The 20,698-nt window shown below is 55.6% G+C and carries 19 protein-coding genes and 2 pseudogenes; 8 read left to right on the plus strand and 13 right to left on the minus strand.

Features of this window, described 5'->3' with window-relative positions; translation table 11 throughout:
- Position 1 precedes the first annotated feature (1 nt).
- The gene (locus tag V1572_RS14885; protein ID WP_090392474.1) at positions 2-1,489 is read right to left on the minus strand and encodes an MFS transporter; all 1,488 of its coding nucleotides are present in this window, start codon (positions 1,487-1,489) and stop codon (positions 2-4) included.
- A gap of 116 nt (positions 1,490-1,605) precedes the next feature.
- Between V1572_RS14885 and V1572_RS14890 the strand changes: the two genes are divergently transcribed.
- The 3 genes and pseudogenes from V1572_RS14890 to V1572_RS14900 form a co-directional block, all read left to right on the plus strand.
- Positions 1,606-2,181 (plus strand): TetR family transcriptional regulator, encoded by a 576-nt coding sequence (locus tag V1572_RS14890; protein ID WP_262805193.1) that lies wholly within the window; start codon positions 1,606-1,608, stop codon positions 2,179-2,181.
- A gap of 308 nt (positions 2,182-2,489) precedes the next feature.
- Positions 2,490-3,458: an alpha/beta hydrolase gene (locus V1572_RS14895; protein ID WP_252077078.1), complete on the plus strand. Its 969-nt coding sequence runs from the start codon at positions 2,490-2,492 to the stop codon at positions 3,456-3,458.
- A 157-nt stretch (positions 3,459-3,615) separates the two neighbouring features.
- Positions 3,616-3,900, plus strand: a pseudogene (locus tag V1572_RS14900) (helix-turn-helix domain-containing protein); the annotation flags it as partial.
- A 12-nt stretch (positions 3,901-3,912) separates the two neighbouring features.
- Here the strand turns inward: V1572_RS14900 and nhoA are convergent.
- A complete protein-coding gene (gene nhoA, locus V1572_RS14905; protein ID WP_252077076.1) occupies positions 3,913-4,749 on the minus strand; it encodes an N-hydroxyarylamine O-acetyltransferase in 837 nt (278 codons plus the stop codon).
- A gap of 108 nt (positions 4,750-4,857) precedes the next feature.
- Between nhoA and V1572_RS14910 the strand changes: the two genes are divergently transcribed.
- From V1572_RS14910 to V1572_RS14920, 3 genes are all read left to right on the plus strand, one after another.
- Positions 4,858-5,430 (plus strand): flavin reductase family protein, encoded by a 573-nt coding sequence (locus V1572_RS14910; protein WP_033145657.1) that lies wholly within the window; start codon positions 4,858-4,860, stop codon positions 5,428-5,430.
- Positions 5,431-5,556: 126 nt separating this feature from the next.
- Positions 5,557-5,919: a hypothetical protein gene (locus tag V1572_RS14915; protein ID WP_024909588.1), complete on the plus strand. Its 363-nt coding sequence runs from the start codon at positions 5,557-5,559 to the stop codon at positions 5,917-5,919.
- A complete protein-coding gene (locus V1572_RS14920) occupies positions 5,919-6,344 on the plus strand; it encodes a DUF3828 domain-containing protein (RefSeq protein WP_395299326.1) in 426 nt (141 codons plus the stop codon). Before V1572_RS14915 ends, V1572_RS14920 begins: the two co-directional genes overlap by 1 nt.
- 77 nt (positions 6,345-6,421) lie before the next feature.
- Here the strand turns inward: V1572_RS14920 and fusA are convergent, their stop codons facing one another.
- Positions 6,422-8,521 carry an elongation factor G gene (fusA, locus tag V1572_RS14925; protein WP_039262847.1) on the minus strand — a complete coding sequence of 700 codons (2,100 nt, stop codon included), beginning with the start codon at positions 8,519-8,521 and terminating at the stop codon, positions 6,422-6,424.
- Positions 8,522-8,681: 160 nt separating this feature from the next.
- On the opposite strand from fusA, the gene V1572_RS14930 reads away from it, so the two are divergent.
- Positions 8,682-8,981 (plus strand): ArsR/SmtB family transcription factor, encoded by a 300-nt coding sequence (locus tag V1572_RS14930; RefSeq protein ID WP_008501755.1) that lies wholly within the window; start codon positions 8,682-8,684, stop codon positions 8,979-8,981.
- On the opposite strand, the gene V1572_RS14935 is transcribed toward V1572_RS14930, so the two are convergent.
- On the minus strand, positions 8,974-9,615 hold the full coding sequence (locus tag V1572_RS14935; protein WP_045908811.1) for a helix-turn-helix domain-containing protein: 642 nt from the start codon (positions 9,613-9,615) through the stop codon (positions 8,974-8,976). The genes V1572_RS14930 and V1572_RS14935 overlap by 8 nt on opposite strands.
- Positions 9,616-9,736: 121 nt before the next feature.
- The gene (locus V1572_RS14940) at positions 9,737-11,068 is read right to left on the minus strand and encodes a 2-hydroxycarboxylate transporter family protein (protein WP_395299327.1); all 1,332 of its coding nucleotides are present in this window, start codon (positions 11,066-11,068) and stop codon (positions 9,737-9,739) included.
- 413 nt (positions 11,069-11,481) lie between these two features.
- Between V1572_RS14940 and V1572_RS14945 the strand changes: the two genes are divergently transcribed.
- Positions 11,482-13,167 (plus strand): NAD-dependent malic enzyme, encoded by a 1,686-nt coding sequence (locus V1572_RS14945; protein ID WP_126533813.1) that lies wholly within the window; start codon positions 11,482-11,484, stop codon positions 13,165-13,167.
- Positions 13,168-13,211: 44 nt separating this feature from the next.
- On the opposite strand, the gene V1572_RS14950 is transcribed toward V1572_RS14945, so the two are convergent.
- The 8 genes and pseudogenes from V1572_RS14950 to V1572_RS14985 all read right to left on the minus strand — a co-directional run bounded on the left by V1572_RS14950 (position 13,212) and on the right by V1572_RS14985 (position 20,695).
- Positions 13,212-14,213 (minus strand): Kdo(2)-lipid IV(A) acyltransferase, encoded by a 1,002-nt coding sequence (locus tag V1572_RS14950; protein WP_126533812.1) that lies wholly within the window; start codon positions 14,211-14,213, stop codon positions 13,212-13,214.
- 183 nt (positions 14,214-14,396) lie between these two features.
- A complete protein-coding gene (pptA, locus tag V1572_RS14955; protein WP_008501760.1) occupies positions 14,397-14,627 on the minus strand; it encodes a tautomerase PptA in 231 nt (76 codons plus the stop codon).
- Between the two features lie 37 nt (positions 14,628-14,664).
- Entirely contained in the window at positions 14,665-15,282 is a 618-nt protein-coding gene (locus tag V1572_RS14960; RefSeq protein ID WP_045908816.1) for a glutathione S-transferase family protein, read from the minus strand.
- 40 nt (positions 15,283-15,322) lie between these two features.
- On the minus strand, positions 15,323-16,210 hold the full coding sequence (locus tag V1572_RS14965) for an ABC transporter substrate-binding protein (protein ID WP_262811396.1): 888 nt from the start codon (positions 16,208-16,210) through the stop codon (positions 15,323-15,325).
- 9 nt (positions 16,211-16,219) lie between these two features.
- Entirely contained in the window at positions 16,220-16,993 is a 774-nt protein-coding gene (locus tag V1572_RS14970) for an amino acid ABC transporter ATP-binding protein (protein WP_048029837.1), read from the minus strand.
- The gene (locus tag V1572_RS14975; RefSeq protein ID WP_023327573.1) at positions 16,977-17,903 is read right to left on the minus strand and encodes an amino acid ABC transporter permease; all 927 of its coding nucleotides are present in this window, start codon (positions 17,901-17,903) and stop codon (positions 16,977-16,979) included. The genes V1572_RS14970 and V1572_RS14975 overlap by 17 nt, the downstream gene beginning before the upstream one ends.
- A 9-nt stretch (positions 17,904-17,912) precedes the next feature.
- Positions 17,913-18,422, minus strand: coding sequence for a GNAT family N-acetyltransferase (locus V1572_RS14980; RefSeq protein WP_008501765.1), 510 nt, complete (start codon positions 18,420-18,422; stop codon positions 17,913-17,915).
- Positions 18,423-18,431: 9 nt separating this feature from the next.
- Positions 18,432-20,695 (minus strand): annotated as a pseudogene (locus tag V1572_RS14985) (NtaA/DmoA family FMN-dependent monooxygenase).
- Positions 20,696-20,698 lie beyond the last annotated feature (3 nt).

A 20,698-nucleotide genomic window follows, 5' to 3' on the forward strand; every position in this document is an offset into this window, starting at 1 on the left:
TTTACTGCGGATTGACCTTCGCCAGGCTGAACCAGATCCCCACTGCCAGCAACAGCAGCATGCCGCCCGCACTGCCCAGCGCCACGCTGTGGGAGGTAATAAACGCACTTTTCGCCGCCTCAATCACCGGCTCCGCCAGGGACGGCGTCAGATCCTGCGCCACCTTCATCGCTTCCCCAATCGATGACGAGGCTTTATCGATGAGCGAGGCATTCAGCCCCTGCGGCAGGTCAATCGACGCCGAGAAGCTGCGGGTCAACAGCAGACCAAAAATGGCGATCCCCAGCCCAGCCCCCAGCTCATAGGACATGGTTTCAATCGCCCCTGCGGCGGCGGCTTTCTCCTTCGGCGCAGCAGCCATAATGGCGGAAGTCGAGGCCAGCAGCGCGCTGGCGGCACTGAAGCCGAGCAGCACCATCAGCCCCCACGCCTGCCACTGCTGCGTGCTGAAGTCGAGCGTCGACAGGCCGATAAAGCTGACGGCGCTGAGCCCCATGCCCCCCGCAGCGACAATGCGTAGCCCCAGACGGCCCACCAGCACACCGGCAATCGGTCCGCTGAACCCGCTAGCCACCATTACCGGGAGCATAAACATGCCCGCCTCGAACGGCGTAAAACCATGGACAAACTGCAGCTCCTGCGCCATCAGCAGCTCAAACCCGACCAGGGCAATCATGGCGGTCATCGCCATCACCACGCCGCTCAGAATAATGCGATGGCAGAAGAGACGCATATCGATCATCGGTACGCGGGCACGAAGCTGAATACGCACAAAGATAAACAACAGCACCGAGCCGGTAACCAGCGCGGCGGCCACCAGCCACGGCGACAGTACGCCCTTAAGCGCGGTTTTGGCGCTGTAGACCAGCAGCAAAATCGCCACAATCAGCATGATGGCATGGCTGATATTCAGCGGCTGCTCCGGGCGGCCCTGCTGACGGGGCACAAAACGCGCGGCCAGGGACACGACCACCAGCACGATCGGCACGTTGATTAAAAACACCGATCCCCAGTAAAAATGCTCCAGCAGCATACCGCCAATCAGCGGGCCAAACGCCGCCCCGCCGGAACCGACCGCCGCCCAGACGCCGAGCGCGATGTTGCGATCTTTCGCGTCGGTAAAAAGCGTGCGGATCCCTGCCAGGGTGGCCGGAATAATCATCGCCGCACCGATCGCCAGCGAGGCGCGCGCCGCGATCAGCCACCCTGCTGAGGGGGCAAACGCAGCCGCCAGCGATGACAGACCAAACAGCGTACTGCCGATCATCAACAGCCGTTTAAAACCGATGCGGTCACCCAGGGCGCCCATCGGCAGCACCATACCCGCCATCACCAGCGAGTAGATATCGATGATCCACAATAATTCGTTACCGCTGGCGCCCAGCGTCATGCTCAATGTTGGCGCCGCCACGTGCAGCACCGTCGCGTCAATCGCGACCGGGATATACACCAGCACGATAATCACTAACGCTAACCACTGACGAAACATAAATTTCCTTTTCATTTTAAACCTGGACACATGTCCAGATTGCGATCCTACGTAAAGTTGAACGCGTGTCCAGCTTTTTGTTACACTCGTTTCGTTCCCATTGAGAGTGAGTAACGATGCGATATCTGAGCAAGGATGAACGGCGCGAAGCCATCTTACAGGCCGCCATGCGCGTGGCGCTGGCCGAAGGACTGGCGGCAATGACGGTACGCCGCGTTGCGGCTGAAGCCGGCGTCGCGACCGGACAGGTTCACCATCATTTTACCTCCGGCGGGGAGTTAAAATCGCTGGCCTTCGTACGGTTAATCCGCGAACTGCTGGATGCGGATGTTGCGGGTGAACAGGCCGGATGGCGGGAACAGCTTCATGCCATGCTCGGCAGCGATGACGGCAGGTTCGAGCCTTATATTCGTCTCTGGCGTGAAGCGCAGATCCTGGCCAGCCGCGATGCCGACATTAAGGGCGCCTATGTGATGACCATGGAGATGTGGCATCAGGAAACGGTGACGTTGATCAACGCGGGAACGGAGGCCGGGGTATTTCGTCCCGGCGATCGGCCGGAAAATATCGCCTGGCGCTTGATTGGTCTGGTGTGTGGTCTTGACGGGATGTATATCTTAAACATGCCCGAAATGGATGAGGTCGCGTTCAACAGGCATCTCGATAAATTGATCGACCTTGAATTGAATTAATCCTCCTGAGTCGTTATTTAACCCATATATTAAGCGCCTGTTGCGTAGCACAGGTTCTTAATTTTCGCGCCCCCTTTCACACCCATTCATGCCATGAATATTTAACGCATTATCAGAAATAATGAGAGCCACCTCAAATTCCTTAACAAAAGAAACATATTGTACTAAATCACTCGCGTTCTCATATACACTTCATACTGCCCTTCCTATAAAAAGGACAATTTAGCCAAAAGTAAATAATACAATATTTGAGTAGATTTTCTCCATTACAAGCAAAGATAACTTTTTACTCAACGTGGGATTAAATCATGCCTTCATATGTTATGTCTGTTCGTAAAGCAACAAGAGGTAAATTTACCGCCGACATTGGTGGTACAAGCTATTTGGTTGTTCCTGATGGTGAGGACCCCAGCCCCGACCATGCCATTCCTGAGCAAAAATGGTTTGATCAGGTTATACAAGGTGCGCAGTGGAGAAACGAGAAAGGTGAAAAGCGCGGGGACTTACTGTTTTCTGTTCATGGTTACAACATGAGCGAGAGCGAAGTGATCGAGCGACACAGGCTTTTGGCAAACGGATTGTCTGATATTGGTTTTAAAGGAATAGTGGTTTCATTTGACTGGCCAAGTGATGATAAGGCACTGGCCTACTTACCTGACCGTCACAAGGCAAAACTTACCGCAATGCGCCTTATGACAGAAGGAATTTCCTACGTATCAGAAAAACAAAAACCCGACTGTCCCATCAATATTCATGTTCTGGGCCATTCAACTGGGGCTTATGTGCTCACTGAAGCATTTGATGATGCGGATGATACTAACCTGCCAAATAGTGCCTGGAAAGTGAGTCAGATCATTTTCGTCGCAGGCGATGTATCGAGCAGCGTAATGTCAAACCCTGACCCGCGAAGTGATTCGATTTACCGTCATGGCATTCGTCTCACTAATTATTCCAGCCGTCGCGACCAGGCTCTGGATATATCAAATGTCAAACGTGTCGGCGTAGCTCCTCGGGTTGGGCGTGTTGGTCTTCCTGAGAATGCACCTTCAAACGCAATAAATGTAGACTGCACGCAGTATTACGAAAAACTAGAAAGTGATTCTGCTATTCTCGAGCAGGATGAACCCGCAGGGATTAAAGGAATGCCATCCCATTCGTGGTATTTCGGAAATAAAATATTTACCCGAGATTTGTTTTGCACACTAATTGGCATTGATCGCTATGTTATTCCAACCCGATCGGTTGATGGCGAAGGAAAAACGATCCTTATTCGCTAAGCGGAATTTGTGACAGGTGCCGGGTGGCGGCTACGCCTTACCCGGCCTACAGTTTTAACCTTTCCTAGCCTGGTAAAGTGTAGCCGCCATCGGGCAATTAAGACTGCAACATGCCGTGTTGCAGCAGGAAAACCTACCACGGAATGCCAACGGGATAGAGAATCTTCAGTTCGCACTCACGCTGGACTGCGTGGCGGAAAAGGCCTGTATGAGCCGACGCAGTTTTACCCGGCGGTTTCAGCAAACGAACGGGGAGAGTTTTTCGAGCCGGCTGCTCAAGCAACGCATCACCGTCGCGCAACGTTACCTCGAAAAAACAGATCGGCCGGTTGACGATATTGCCGAGCGTGTCGGTTTTCCCTCGACAACGTCCTTGCGCCGTCACTTTAATAATCTGCTTAATACTTCGCGTTCCCGCTATCGACGCGAATTTCGTGGCTGATAGCAAGCGACGTTATTTCCCGTGACTTTCAAACCCGGCCATCACCGCCGTCAATTCTGCGAGTGAAAAACCGTGCTTAGGATCGTCAACGCCCAGCCCAAAGCGTTTCTGCATCAACTGGTAAAGCGCCTCAGCATCCGGCAAGTTGATCTGCTCCTCCACGTGACCGTTCTGCCAGTGGGTAAAGTTGAAGTTGGTCAGCGTCAGCTTGCCGCCGTCCGGCAGATGGCGGCACATCAGCAGATGATGGCGGAAGTGCGACTGCGGCCAGTGCGCCGACCAGAAATTCCCCATCACGTAATCACTGAAATACTGTGTCGTCAGGTCGAAATGGTACATCGACTGCCAGTGCTCGTGGTGACGGAACTGCAGCACCCAGTCGTTACCCTCGCTCAGCAGACGATACAGGCCGTGCGGCGTTTCCTGTTCCTCACCTGCGAGCAGACGAATTGGCGCCGTCAGCGTCTGGCCGCCAAACCCCACGTCCGCAATCCAGCGCTCGCCGTTAAGCTCAACCAGCAGCAGGCGGTGCGTGCGCGGCGGCATTTGCGGCGGGCTCGCTAATACCACGCGTCCCAGCACGCTGCGCACCGTGAAGCCGACTTCACGCAATACCCGCTCAAACAGGCCGTTTTGCTCAAAGCAATATCCTCCGCGACGGGCGGCGATCAGCTTGTCGACCAGGCACCGATCGTCAAGCTGGATTTCTCGCGGCAGCACGACGTCAATATTCTCAAAAGGGATCGCACAGTTATGGTGTAAATGCAGCGCTCGCAGGGTATCGATATCCACCCGTGTCGGTTGCGTCCAGCCGATGCGGGCGAAATAGGCGGTCAGGAATGGGGACATGAATCAGTTTCCTTTGATTGTGATGTTCTGTTTATAAACTAATTTTACGCACTCACTTTGATTTACGTGCTTTTTCGTCATACTCATCGTTACAGATGAGGAGATCCTATGAGCCACTTTCGCCCTGTTGAATTACGTCATGCCAGCCGTCTGCTGAACCACGGCCCTACCGTGCTGATCACCAGCCGCGATGAGAGCCTGGACAGACGTAACGTTATGGCCGCCGCATGGTCAATGCCCGTTGAGTTTGAACCGCCACGCATCGCGATAGTCGTGGACAAAAGTACCTGGTCACGCGAGCTGATCGAACGCAGCGGGAAATTTGGCATCGTTATCCCCGGCGTGGCGGCGGCCAACTGGACTTACGCGGTCGGCAGCGTCAGCGGGCGCGATGAGGACAAATTCAACTGCTATGGGATCCCGGTGGTGAATGGCCCAGAGCTCGGCCTGCCGGTCATTGAAGAGAAATGCCTGGCGTGGATGGAGTGCCGGTTATTACCCGTGACCTCCGCTGCAGAGAAATACGACACGCTGTTTGGCGAAGTGGTTTCAGCGGCAGCGGATGAACGGGCGTTTATCGCCGGACGCTGGCAGTTTGACGGGGATAAACTCAATACTCTGCATCATCTTGGAGCCGGGACGTTTGTGGCGAGCGGAAAGATGGTGAAGGCGCTGGATTGATTGTTTAAATCATATATGGCTGAATTATATTAAATTTCTATGGCATTTTATGTTTACTCTTGAGTTGTAAAACGGAGGATATTTCCGGAGTTGCAGCATTAGCACTCTCCCGTTAAGGAAATATCAATGTCATGGAATAAAGATGGCGCAATCTCCTATGCCAAATCACACGCCCAACCGAAGAGCACCGGTTATTGTGCTCGCTACGTCACCGAAGCGATCAGAACGGGGGGAAAATTAAAAATTCCCAATACGCGTCTGGCAAAAGATATGGGGCGTACATTGGTCAACGCTGGATTCCGCCTGGTATACGATCAACCTCATGCCGGAGACGTAGCCGTTATCCAAAATATAGTGGGTCACGATAGCGGGCACGTTTGCATTTATGATGGTCAGCAGTGGATAAGCGATTTTGTACAACGCACCCTGTATCCGGGACAGGCTTACCGAAACATACAGCCTCATTACGAACTGTTCAGGCACGACTAATGAAAATACTCTGCTTTTTCCTTTTTTCCCTGTCTCCCTTCGCGGTCGCAGATAGCCTATCTTCACCAGGCCAGGCTGCGCTTAAATTCAATCAATGGTATATCGCTCAGCTGAATCAGGACAAACCACCAGTGCTGAATCCAGACATTATGAATGAATACGTTGCCTCCGGGACAATTGATGCAATTAAGGAGATGTACTCAGGAGACAGTAACGAAAAAGACATGCCCGATGCTGATATGTTCATTAAAGCGCAGGACTGGGATGAGGACTGGGATCAGATAACCGTTCTGCATTCTGATTTTGATGCCGTTTGCACAAACGTTTATATCGCATTTGGTAAGAAACAAGATCACGTTGTAGCAGATTGTCTCGTTCAGGAAAAAGGGAAATGGAAAGTTCGATCGGCCACGCTGATCAAGTAATAAACGTCTATGAAAGCCCTCTGCTACAGCGGCAAAAGCACATGGTAGCCCAGCGACTACCATGTGCAATTCATTAACTACTTCGCACGCCGTGAAATAATCTCATCCGCAACATTCCGCGGGGCTTCCGCAAAATGGTGGAACTCCATCGTATACGTCGCGCGTCCCTGGGACATCGAACGCAATGTCGTGGCATAACCAAACATCTCTGCCAGCGGTACATCGGCGCGGATAATCTGGCTGCCGTACTGCTCTGCCATCCCCTGCACCATGCCGCGTCGGGATGAGAGATCGCCCATGATGTTACCGGCGTACTCTTCCGGTGTTTCCACCTCCACGTGCATGATCGGTTCAAGAATCACCGGATCCGCCCTGCGGGCCCCCTCTTTAAAGCCGAGGATCGCCGCCATGCGGAACGCCATCTCCGAGGAGTCGACGTCGTGATACGAGCCAAACGTCAGCGTCGCTTTGACATCGACGACCGGATAGCCCGCCAGCACGCCGCTGTTCATCGCTTCCCGCAGCCCTTTCTCAACGGACGGAATATACTCACGCGGCACCACGCCGCCCTTAGTGGCATCTTCAAATTTAAAGCCACTTCCGGGCTCCAGCGGCTCCAGGCTCAGCACCACATGGCCGTACTGGCCTTTACCGCCGGACTGTCGGACAAATTTGCCTTCGATATCCTTCACCGTTTTACGCAGGGTTTCACGGTAGGTCACCTGCGGACGACCGATATTTGCTTCGACGCCAAACTCACGCTTCATGCGGTCGACGATAATCTCAAGGTGTAACTCACCCATCCCGGAGATAATGGTCTGGCCGGACTCCTCGTCAGTGTGCAGGCGGAAAGACGGGTCTTCTGCCGCCAGACGCTGCAGCGCAATGCCCATTTTCTCCTGATCGCCTTTGGTTTTCGGCTCAATCGCCAGCGAAATCACCGGATCCGGGAACTCCATGCGCTCAAGCGTAATGACGGCGTTCGGATCGGTGAGCGTGTCACCGGTGGTCACGTCTTTCAGCCCGACGCAGGCCGCGATATCCCCGGCGCGCAGTTCGTCCACCTCGTGGCGATCGTTGGCATGCATCAGCACGATACGTCCGATGCGCTCTTTCTTCCCTTTCACCGGGTTATACACCGCGTCGCCTTTGCGCAGTACGCCAGAGTACACGCGGATAAAGGTCAGTTGTCCGACGTACGGGTCGCTCATCAACTTGAACGCCAGAGCCGAGAACGGCTCATCATCACTCGGGTGACGCTCCGCGTGCTGCCCTTTTTCATCCACGCCATCAATGGCCGGCACGTCCAGCGGCGACGGCATAAGCTCAATCACCGCATCGAGCATGCGCTGTACACCTTTGTTTTTGAACGCGCTGCCGCACAGCATCGGCTGGATTTCCCCCGAAATGGTGCGAATACGTAGCCCTTTGATAATTTCCGCTTCCGTCAGGTCGCCGGTTTCCAGGTATTTGTCCATCAATTCATCGCTGGCTTCCGCCGCCGCAGAGACCATTTTTTCCCGCCATTCCTGGGCGGTACTGACCAAATCGTCCGGCACGGGGGCATAGGTAAACACCATGCCCTGCGTCGCATCGTCCCACAGAATGGTGCGCATCTTGATCAAATCCACCACGCCGGTGAAGTGATCTTCGGCCCCCACCGGGATGACAATCGGCACCGGATTGGCCTTCAGGCGTTCCTGCATCATCCGCACGACGCGGAAGAAATCGGCACCCGGACGGTCCATTTTGTTGACGAAGGCCAGACGCGGAACGTGATATTTATTGGCCTGACGCCAGACGGTTTCCGACTGCGGCTGCACGCCGCCCACGGAGTCATACACCATCACGGCACCGTCGAGTACGCGCATGGAACGCTCCACCTCAATGGTGAAGTCCACGTGCCCCGGGGTGTCGATGATGTTGATCCGGTGCGGTTCATAGCCTCTGTCCATGCCTGGCCAGAAGCAGCTAACCGCCGCGGACGTAATGGTGATCCCGCGCTCTTGCTCCTGCGCCATCCAGTCAGTGGTTGCCGCGCCATCGTGTACTTCACCCAGCTTGTGGCTCATCCCGGTATAAAACAGGATGCGCTCAGTGGTGGTGGTTTTACCGGCATCGATATGCGCGGAGATACCGATGTTGCGATAACGTTCGAGAGGGATGGGTCGGGGCATGATATTTCCTTAGTCACTATGACATGTTTGTGACGACCAGGATGGTCGTGCATTCGTTCGTTTGCTATAATAGTCCTATTGTACGAGTATTATCGAACTATTTTTTAAGGGTTGACCTATTGTTGATATAGCTCAATCTGACGCCATACGCAGGAAAACGATGATCCCTAACCACCCTGAAACTGAACAAATACTGCTGGAAAATGTGCTCTTTGCCCTCGGCAACCCGCTCCGGCTATCGATTATTCGTCGGCTGGCCGATGGCAGCGAACTCAGCTGCAACGCGCTGCGCCCGGAAGATGTGGTGAAGTCCACGATGACCCATCACTGGCGCGTATTGCGCGACAGCGGGGTCATCTGGCAACGTCCGCAGGGACGCGAAAACATGATTTCATTGCGACGAGACGATCTGGATACCCGCTTTCCGGGGTTGATGGCGATCCTGCTGCAGGTTAAGTAACTTCTGTCCCTTCCAGGCGATAGACCGGGACCTGCCGGGTTGTTTTGGTAAGCGTATCGAACACCTCGGCGTTGGACGTCACGATCCGCATCCCTGTTTTGCGTAACCGTTGTACATCAGCCGCGATGCGCTGAATGCCAAACCAGAAAAGCCCGTCGAGCGCGGTCACAGACAGCCCGTTTTCCAGCGCCAGTTTGAGGCGCTCTTTTGGCGCTTTCACCTGCTGGGCAATTTGCCGGTAAGACGCTTCCGTCGCACCCGTGGCATCACTGCGCTGGATCCGCGTCTTCAGGTGATAGGTAAACTCGTCAGGTATGCCGTCCAGATCCCGTTTAAGGCTGTAGACGCAGCCAAAGCGCTTGCCATTGAACAGAACATTTTTCTGACTGAGCTGAAGCTCTTTTCTGACAGCATCAATCAACTGGGGCGCACGGGTGAGAAGCAGCCTGAAGGGCAGCTCGAAGCTGGTGACGTAATCCACATTAAGCAACGCGAGACGCAGACGATCCTCCGCACCGGACTGTTGCTCACGACACTCCTCCAGCACCTCCGCCCACTGGCGCGTCAGGCGCTCCGGTTCGGCGGCTTCGGTCAGGAGATATTTTTCAATCTGATAATCAACTCTTCCGGTCATCGTGTGGTATCCCGTCGCTGTGGCTGCGGTAATTCTATACAGCGCGGTGAGTTTTATAAAGGACTGAACCGCAGCGACACGCTGTAAATGTCGTTGCGATTCAGTATCCTGAGGTTTCGAATCAGTGCGCCATAACCCAGCCCATCAGCAGCGTGGCGAAAATGACCGTCGAGGCACCGCCGATACGCGTCGCAATCTGCGCGAACGGCATGAGCGACATGCGGTTGGAGGCGGACAGAATGGCCACATCTCCCGTACCGCCCAGCCCACTGTGGCAGCAGGTTACAATCGCCGCTTCCACCGGATACATATTCAGACGCGACGCAATCACGTAGCCGCTCAGCGCCATCGCAATCACCACCGATCCGCATACCACTACATAGCCCACCGAGAAGACCGACACCACGCTTTCAAGCGGCACGTATAGCATCCCGAGGCCGATCATCAGCGGCCAGACCAGCGCAGCCGAAACGAATTTATAGCAGCTGTGCGCCCCCTGCTCCATTGAGGCCGGGATCACCCTGAAGTATTTACACAGGACGGCAATCAGGATCATCAGCACCGGGCCGGGAATGTGGACCAGTTTTTCAAACAAGCCTCCGACGATGAAAAACGCGCACACCATCAGCAATCCGCCGCCCATCAGATGAAAATCTGTCTGCTGTGCGCCTGGCGCCCCGGCAAACAGGCTGGCGTCGTCTTTACTCCGCGTGAGCATGCCATTTCCTGAAAGCGCAGGACGTTTCGTCCCGAGACGCGCCAGCGAGCCCGCACAAATAATGGCGAAGATATTTCCGACGACCGCAGCGGGAGCCAGCTGCGCCACGTAGACGTCCGGCGTCTGCCCCAGTATGGCCGAATAGGCCAGAGACAGGGGCAAAATCCCCTCGCCAATTCCGCCGCCAATGATAGGGACAATGATAAAGAAGAAGGTGTGGTAAGGCGTATACCCAAACAGCGTTCCCACAATGAGGCCGCTCAGCACGGCCATCAATGTTCCCGCCACCAGCGGAACAAACATGCGCATCATGCCCTGGATCAGCAGCACCCGGTTCATCCCCAGAATACTGCCGACTACCAGGCAGGCGATGACGAAATAGAGCAGATTCGCCTCCTTCATCAGCAGATGCACCGTATCAAGGGTTTGTTTCCCGAATGCGCCAAAATAGACCAGCACGGAAGGCACCATCAGACACAGGATCGCCGGGCCGCCGATGTCCTTCAGCACGGGGATTTGACGCCCCACTTTGGCAAACGCAAAGCCAAGGGTCATGATGACTGCCAGTCCGCCTATCATATTTTTCGGCAGCAGCCCTGCCCAGGCGGACGTCGCCACAATCGCGGCAATCCCCACGAACAGCATCAACGGGACTGCGCCAACCTCAGTATTGTTGAGCCCAAAGGCGAAACGCGAGGTCGACAGCTCAGAAGTCGGTACAGGATTATCTTTCATATAATCACCTGAAATTTGTGTTCGGATATGCAGAGAACGGAATAAACGAAAACTATTCCTGATTCGAATAAATGTTCTTAAATAGAAAATAAAAACTTTGGTGGCCTTTTCTAAAAACAGGCTCAGCGTGAAATTAACATGCCCTCCCAAAGAGAAATGTGAACACAATAGCCCTTTCCTTTTAAATAATTTAATTCATTATTATGTAACTAAAGTTATTCATTACATTCAATGCAATTCTTTTGAAATTAATAAAACCAGAAAGAATGTGAACCTTGTCACTCCTGATCCGTTAGCTAAGCGCTAAATTAGCTCCCCAACAAAACACAGAAAACTCCGTGCCTTTATCATCCTTAAAGTCACTGTTTCTGCACGTCTTATTTCTGTTTCGTTTAAATATTCAGGAGTTGACCATGTCTCGTAAAGACGTTCTGTACACGCCCTATAATGGCGCCGTACTGCTGGAAAATCCGTTATTAAATAAAGGCCTCGCCTTTATTAAAGAAGAACGGGATAATTTTAATTTGCATGGATTATTGCCGCATAACGTTGAAACCATTGAAGAGCAAACCGAGCGCGCCTGGGTGCAGTTCTGCCATTTTAAAAGCGATATTTCCCGTCATGTTTATTTGCGCAATATACAGGACACCAATGAAACTCTCTTTTACAACCTCTTGCGTTCGCATCTGAAAGAGACGTTACCGATTATCTATACCCCGACGGTGGGTGAAGCCTGCGAGCATTTCTCCACGATTTATCGCCGCGCGCGCGGCTTGTTTATTTCATGGCCTAACCGCCATCGTATTGATGAGATGCTGCAAAGTTTCTCGCGCAACGACGTTCGGGTAATTGTGGTAACGGACGGAGAGCGCATTTTAGGGCTCGGCGACCAGGGTATCGGCGGTATGGGCATTCCGATTGGCAAGCTGTCGCTCTATACCGCCTGCGGAGGGATCCATCCGGCCTCCACCCTTCCGATTATGCTGGATGTCGGCACCAATAATCAGCAACACCTCGACGACCCGATGTACATGGGCTGGCGTCATCCGCGCATCAGCGACGATCAATACGCTGAATTTATGGATATGTTTATCAGCACGGTTAAAGCGCGCTGGCCCAACGTTCTCCTGCAATTTGAAGACTTTGCACAGAAAAATGCCACCCGGCTTCTTCAGCGCTACCGCGATCAGCTGTGCTGCTTCAATGATGATATCCAGGGCACGGCAGCCGTCACCGCAGGGACGCTGATCGCAGCGTCCCACGCGGCGGGCACGCGCATTCGCGATCAGCGCGTGGTCTTCCTCGGCAGCGGCTCTGCGGGATGCGGGATCGCTGAAAAAATTGTGGCGCTGATGGTCGATGACGGCCTGACCGAGTCCGAAGCCCGCAGCAGGATCTTCATGGTCGATCGCTTCGGCCTGCTGACCGACGACATGACCAACCTGCTCGATTTCCAGAAAAACCTGCTTACCGCGCGCGACGCCGTAAGCCGCTGGCAGGTAGACGCGAAGAATATTTCCCTGCTGGACGTGGTGAAGAACGCACATCCAACGGTGATGATCGGCGTTTCAGGTCAGCCGGGGCTGTTCAGTGAAGAGATCGTCAAAGAGATGCATCGCCACTGCCCACGCCCGATTATCATGCCGCTCTCGAACCCAACGTCGCGGGCGGAGGCCCAGCCTCAGGATCTTATCGCCTGGACCCAGGGGGCCGCGCTGGTGGCCACCGGCAGCCCGTTCGCGCCGGTATTCTGGGAGAATGCGCACTACGAGATTGCCCAGTGTAACAACGCCTATATCTTCCCGGGTCTTGGGCTTGGCGTTCTGGCCTGTAACGCGCGCCGGGTGACGGAAGAGATGCTGATGGCAGCAAGCCGCAGCCTGGCCGCCCAGTCTCCGCTCGTGACCACGGAAAGAGGAGGATTGCTGCCGCCGGTAGATCAAATTGAAACTGTCTCGCGCCAGATTGCCGTTGCCGTCGCCCGGGCCGCGATTGAACAAGGCGTGGCGCCATCGTTAGATGATGAAACCCTGCTGGCGCGTATCGAGAAGACCTGGTGGCAGGCGGACTATGCGCCGTACCGCCGATCCGCGTTGTAGCGCCGGTCATGCCCTCACCGCAGGGTGAGGGCATCGCTGTGGTGTCAGTGCTGTATGCCTGAGCGGTCAGAAAAATCGCTGGCGGAGAGATTATCACCCCGAGTTGCCGCCTGTTTCAGACGGGCATACCGATCAGGTACCCCTTCAGGACGCGTTTTGAAGCGACGGTGCAGCCACATATACTGCTCTGGGGCCATGCGTACGGCCTGCTCAATTGCCCTGTTCATCTGCGTCGCCACGGCTTCTTTATCGCCGCCCTGCAACGCCTCACTGATATCCTCCAGAATAATCAGCTCGTAACCGGTGCCATCCGCCCTGCGACGCGGCACAAAGGGGATGACGGCAGGCTTAGCGCTTTTGACCAGCATATAGCTGCCCGCCGTCGTTGCGGCATCCGGCACCGCAAAGAACGGCACAAACACGCTGTTGGTTTTGCCATAGTCGTGATCCGGGGCGTACCACAAAATTTCATTCTGCTTCAGCGAGCGGATCATTCCCTTTAAATCATGGCGATCGAGCATGGTTTTGTTGGAGCGCAGGCGCCCTCGCGTCTGAAGCCAGTCCAGCAGAGCATTGTTATTAGGGCGATACACCCCGATACCGGGGTTGAGCATGCCAAATATCCGCGCGCCCAGCTCAAGGGTCAGAAAATGCATCCCCACCAGCACCACGCCTTTTGCCTGCGCCCTCGCCTTTTCCATGTGCTCATACCCCTGCACGGTAAAGCATTTCTTCACCCGCCACGCAGGCCAGAACCATGCCATCCCAGTTTCAATCACCCCCATTCCTACCGATTCAAAATTACGCTGCAGCAATGACTCGCGTTCATCCTTTTTCATCTCCGGGAAACAAAGTTCCAGGTTGCGGCGGGCAATCTCGACGCGGCGAGGAAGTAAGCGCATCGCCAGTCGCCCCAGGCCATGACCGATTCTGAACAGAAGCGGATAAGGGAGCAGCATGATGAGCCACAGAGCCGCAATGCCGGCCCAGCTTAGCCAGTAACGGGGATGAAGAAAGGCGAATGAAAAACGGGGTAATTTTGTCATCAGAAAATTATCCTTTAACGTGTCTGTCCTTAATTGATTCTGTTGGAGATCTTTCCTAAGGATGAATAATATGCCAGTCAGAAACGTTAATTGTAGCGGATAAGACAAAACGCATTTTTATCGATTTTTGCGAAAACGGGAAAACAAGCCGGGGAGGATTTATTCGCTCCCCGGCAGAAGATCTTACATCGAATACCCGGGCTTCTTAATAAGCTCCTCCAGCTTCGGTCCAATTTCGGTATCCCAGACCTGCGCCTTCCAGTCTTCAGGCGCGATCTGCTTCAACGCCACCGACACGGAACTGTCTTTGCTGTTGAAATGGCGAATAATCACGTCGGCAATATCTGCCGCCAAGGCAGCTTTTTGTTCGTCGTTCAAATCACGGGGAAAACATTTGATATCTACGTGTGGCATGTACAGGCTTCAGGTTGTGAATGAGGGTTCCACGTTATCAGATAATATTGTTTGCCTTTAACACCTTGTGCAGTTCCGGTCGCTGACATACGGCGTCCGCAATCGCCGTGAATTTAGGGGTATTTTCGGCAAACCAGGCGTGACGGGGCCCCCAGGTGCGCGCCACCGCAATATACACATCCAGCAGCGTCAGCCGTTCCCCCAGCGCAAACGGGGCAGCCTTAAGCTGGCTTTCGAACCACAAATAAAGAGATTTCCGGTATTCGATGCAGTTTTTCTGCAGCTGTTCCGGCGCATCCGGCACCCAGCGTTCGGGATAGTCTGCATAGGTAAACGTGGGATAGACGTTGGCTACGAACCAGATGAGCAAACGCTGAAACTGCTGACGTTCAGCCTGCCCCACGGGCGGGGCGAGCTCGGGACACCGGTCGAGCACCATCAGGGCAATCGCCGCCGTTTCGGTCATGATGGCGCCATTTTCCAGCTCCAGCGTCGGCACCTGGCACAGCGGATTGAGCTTGTGCAGCAATTCACGCTGCGGACCGGGCTGGTCAAACCCGTCCACGTTGATAAATTGATAAGGGATATCAGCCAGGGTCAGCATCACCTCACTGATTGCCGAGCCCCAGCCGGGTACGCCATAAAGTTTAATCATGTTGCCCCCTCAGGAGTGAAATCCTAAGTGTAGAGCACCATTAGTATGTTATCCCAGGCGGGTTGACCTCCGATTGCGCCACCGCTTCGCCCTGCTCGCCCCAGCGCGCCAGCACCTTCTGGTACTCTCCGCGCTCAATCGCACCGTTCAGCGCGGCCTGCAAGGCATAAACCAGTTGATTGCCTTTTTTGGTCGTGGTGGCGACATAAGCTTTCTTCGGCCCTAAACCGACCACGCGGGTTTTGCCGGTGAGCGCCGCTTTGTAAGCTGAAACCGACTGGGGGCCAAAGAACACATCCGCCCTGCCGGACTGGATATAGAGATTGCCCGAGGCATCGTCGTGAAGATAGACCGGCAGCGCAGGCGCCCGCCCCGCCTTTTTATTTTCTTCGTTCCAGCCCAGCAGGATGCGCTCCTGATTGGTACCCGAGCCGACAATCACCCTTTTCCCGGCCAGATCTTCCGCGCTTTTGATTGACTGAATCTCGTTGGTGGATTTCACCGAAAATGCCAGCGAATCGACGCGGTAGGTCGCAAAATCAAACTTCTCTTTACGCTGTTCGGTCACCGCAATGTTCACCAGCGCCACGTCGTAGCGCCCGGAAGCGATTCCCAGCGGCCAGTCTTCCCACGCCGTCGGCACCAGCTTCAGCTTCAGCCCCAGGCTGCCCGCCAGCAGGCGGGCAATATCCGGGTCGCTGCCGATCCGCGTGCGGTTATCGCTGGCCAGTAGCGCCAGCGGCGGGGAGTTCAGCATCGAGACGGCGACCGTCAGCGTACCTGGCTCAACGAATTTATAACCGGCGGGGATCTTCGCCACGGCCTGCCGATCCACCGTCACCGGCAGCGGCTGCTCGTTGGCTTTCAGATCGATGCTGGCGTGGCTCGCCGTCGTAAAAAGCAGTCCTGCCAGAAGTCCATATTTCATCTGCGCTCCTTACAGCACTTTTGACAGGAACTGGCGCGTTCGCGCGTGCGACGGGCGGTTCAATACCGCGTCGCTGCTGCCCTGTTCCACGATTTTTCCGTCGACCATAAACACCACCTGATCCGCCACTTCCCGGGCAAAGCCGATCTCGTGAGTGACCACCACCAGCGTAGTGCCGGACCGGGCCAGTTTTTTGATTACGTCCAGCACTTCCCCTACCAGCTCCGGATCCAGCGCCGAGGTGGGTTCATCAAAGAGCATCACGCGGGGACGTAACGCCAGCGCGCGGGCAATCGCAATGCGCTGCTGCTGGCCGCCGGAGAGATGGCGGGACCAGGCATCGGCTTTATCCCGCAGCCCGACCACGTCCAGCAGGCTGTACGCTCTTTCCACCGCCTCTCTTTTGCTGAGCTTTTTATGCGCGATGGGCGCTTCAATCAGGTTTTCCAGCACCGTGAGATGGGGAAAGAGATTGAAGTTCTGAAACACATAGCCCACGTTGACGCGCTGTTTGAGGATCTCTTTCTCCTTCAGCTCGTAGAGCTTGTCGCCCTGGCGACGGTAGCCAATGTAGTCCCCGTCGATCTGAATAAAGCCTTCATCGACGCGTTCCAGGTGGTTAATGGTACGCAGCAGCGTCGATTTTCCCGACCCGGACGGCCCGAGGATGACCGTCACGGATCCCGGCGGGATCTCAAGCGACACGTTGTCGAGCGCCTTATGGCGTCCAAAATATTTGCTGACGCCAGTAATCGAGATATGTCCTTCAGGAGAGGCTTGCATGGATAGGCTCCTGTGCTGGCGTGGTGGTGACAGAACGGGTACGACGGGCGGCACGGTTCTGATTAACCGCAGAGCGGCGTTCGCTGCGGGCAAGTGCGCGTTCAACACCGTACTGGATAGCGGACAGGACGGTGGTGATCGCCAGGTACCAGGCGGCACCAACCATCAGCAGCGGAATCACCTCCTGCGTGCGGTTGTAGATCATCTGGATGGTATAAAACAGCTCCGGCATCGCCAGGACGTACACCATCGCCGTGCCCTTGGCGAGGCTGATGATTTCATTGAATCCCGACGGCAGAATGGTACGCAGCGCCTGAGGCAAAATGATGCGCACCGTGCGGCGCCAGGCCGGCAGACCGAGCGCGGCGGCGGCCTCATACTGCCCGTGATCGACCCCGAGGAAACCACCGCGAATGATCTCGGCGGTATAGGCGCTCTGCACCAGCGTTAGCCCCACCACGGCGGTAGAGAACTGCCCCAGCACGTTGATGGTTTCAAAACTGCCCCAGGTAATACCGGTAAACGGCACGCCGAGCGAGAGCGTGTCGTAGAGATAGGAAAAGTTGTACAGGATAATCAGCACGACGATCAGCGGCAGCGACCGAAACAGCCAGATGTACGCCCACGCCAGGCTGCTCAGCAGCCAGGATGACGAGAGTCTCGCCAGCGCCAGCATGCCGCCAAACACCACGCTCAGCGCGGTGCCGATCAGCGTCAGCAGCAGGGTCTGCCCGACACCTTCGAGGATCACCGGGTCGAAGAACCAGCGGGCGAACACCGCCCACTCCCAGCGCGGGTTAAAGGCTACGGACTGAATCACGACCGCCAGGACAAACAGCGCCACCGCGGCGCCGACGGCCCGCAGCGGATAACGCGCCGGGACCACCTTAATGGTTTCAACGTTGCTCATCGTCGTTCCTCATGCGGTTTTACTGAACGCTTCACGTACCAGCGTTTTGGTGAAACGCAGCCGACCGTCAAACGGCGGCTGGCTATACTCTTCCGGATCGCGGTTCAGATCGAACTGCGGCTGATAGCCCTGGCTAAGATAGAGCCTGACCGCTTCCGGCTGACGAAAGCCGGTTGTCAGGTAGATCTGACTGTACCCTGCCAGCACCGCCCTGCGCTCCAGCTCCTGCACCACGCGCCCGGCAAGCCCCTGCTGACGCAGGGTTTTGTCCGTCCAGATACGTTTGATTTCCGCGGTGCGTTCGTCGAACGGTTTGTACGCGCCGGTGGCAATAATCTTCCCGTCGCGCTCCAGGACGATAAACAGCCCCTGCGGCGCCAGATACCACTCGGTGAGCTCCACTTCAGCGTCTTTAGAGAAGTAGTCCCCGTAGCGGGCCGCATATTCCCCGAACAGCCCCTCGATAATGGGCTGAAGTTCGGCATCTTCCGGTGATACATCACGAAATCGTTCGCTCATTACGCCTCCTTAATCGCCCAGGCCAGCCGGGTTCACTTCGGACTGAGGAATGCGCTCAACCCCTTCTCCCCAGCGGTTCAGCACTTTGTCGTAATCGCCGTTTTTGATGACACCGTTCAGCGCGGTTTGCACCGGCTCAACCAGTCCGCTGCCTTTTTTCAGCGTCACCGCGATGTGTGCCGCCTTCGGCCAGCCGCCGTCGACGCTGCCCACCAGTTTGGTTTTCCCGTTCAGCGCCGCTTTCCAGGCGCCAATCACGTTCGGGCCAAAGTAGGCATCCGCGCGTCCGGACTGCAGCGCCAGGGTTTGGGCCGCATCGTCTTTGGTGTAGATCGGGGTAAAGGGCTTCAGCCCCTTCTTCAGGTTTTCGGCATTCCATGCCAGCAGGATGGCCTCCTGGTTGGTGCCGGAGCCGACGATAATCTTCAGCCCGGCGATGTCTTCCGCCTTCTGCAGCGATGTAATCGGGCTGGTGGATTTCACGTAAAAGCCGAGGGAATCCTTACGATAGGTGGCAAAATCAAACTTCTGTTTGCGCTCTTTAGTGACGGTGATGTTGCTGATGGCGGCATCGTATTTCCCGGACGCCACGCCCAGCGGCCAGTCCTCCCAGGAGGTGGGCACCACGTTGAGCTCCAGCCCGAGGCTGTCGGCGACCAGACGCGCGACGTCAACTTCGCTTCCCAGCAGCGTTTTGTTGTCGTCGGAGAAGACCGTCAGCGGCGGCTGGTTGAGTCCCGCCACCGCAACGGTAAATTTCCCGGGCACGGCAAAGCGATAGTCTTTCGGCAGCTGCGCTACCGCCTCGCTATTTTTCGCGGTGTTAATCGGGGTTTTATTGGCCTCGATGCTCACACCGGTGCCGTTAATATTGACGTTCTCTGCCCAGACGGCAGGGGTAAAGGCCAGCGCGAGCGCCAGAATAAGCGATGATTTCTGCATAGCGGGGTTCTCTTTTATTGTTGTGTGTACTGGTTTTTCGGTTGGTCTAAGCCAAGGCTTTCGCGCAGCGTGGTGCCCGGGTAGTCGGTACGGAACAGGCCGCGGGCCTGAAGAATGGGCACCACCTGATCAACAAAGCGCGGGAAGGTGTCCGGCGTGCCGCCCTGAATAATGAAGCCGTCTGCGGCATAGCCTTCAAACCAGGCCTGAAGACCGTCTGCCACCTCCTCCGGCGTGCCGAAAAAGCGCGGACGCGGCGAAGCGGCCTCCAGCGCCACCTGACGCAGGGTTAAGTTGCGTTCGCGGGCGTTACGCTTGATTTCATCGGTGGTGCTGCGGAAGCTATTTTTGCCTAAGTCGCCGATATCCGGGAACGGCTCGTCGAGCGGATACTGGCTGAAGTCGTGATGTTCAAAATAACGCCCAAGGTAATTGAGGGCGTCATTAATCGACACCAGCGCCGCCGTGGTCTGGTACTGGTTTTCCACATCATCGGCATCTTTCCCCACAATCACGCTGACGCCCTGGAAAATATGGAGATCCGACGCGCGACGGCCGTTTGTTTCCAGCTGCTGTTTTACGTCGCGGTAAAAGGCTTTTGCCTCGTCGAGCGTCTCGTGGTGGGTAAAAATGGCGTCGGCATGTTTCGCCGCCAGCTTTTTCCCGTCGTCCGATGCCCCGGCCTGAAAGACAATCGGGCGACCCTGCGGCGTGCGGCCAATATTCAGCGGACCGGCGACCTGGAAGAAGTCACCGTGGTGATCGAGCGTATGCAGTTTCGCCGGGTCAAAAAACTGGCCGCTCTCTTTGTTACGAATAAACGCGTCCCCTTCCCAGGAATCCCACAGCCCTTTCACCACGTCGAGATACTCATCCGCAATCCGGTAGCGCAGCGCATGCTCGGGGTGTTTTTCGCGGGAAAAGTTCTTGGCCGACCCTTCCAGCGGCGAGGTCACCACGTTCCAGCCCGCGCGGCCGTTGCTCAGGTGATCGAGGCTCGCGAACTGGCGCGCCGTGGTGAAGGGCTCGCTGTAGGAGGTGGATAAGGTTCCCACCAGCCCAAGACGCGAGGTGATGCTGGCCAGTGCGGAAAGCACGGTTAACGGTTCAAAACGATTCAGAAAATGGGGGATCGATTTCTCGTTAATATAGAGGCCATCGGCCACAAAGAGAAAATCGAGCTTCCCTTCCTCGGCCTTTAACGCCGTCGCTTTCACAAAGTCGAAATTAATACTGGCGTCGGCGATCGCTGCAGGATGGCGCCAGGCGGACATATTCCCGGATGCACCATGCAGAATGGTGCCCAGCCGCAGTTGTCGGGTTGCAGACATATT

This window comes from Enterobacter quasiroggenkampii (genome assembly GCF_043972695.1).
Classification (GTDB): Bacteria; Pseudomonadota; Gammaproteobacteria; order Enterobacterales; family Enterobacteriaceae; genus Enterobacter; species Enterobacter quasiroggenkampii.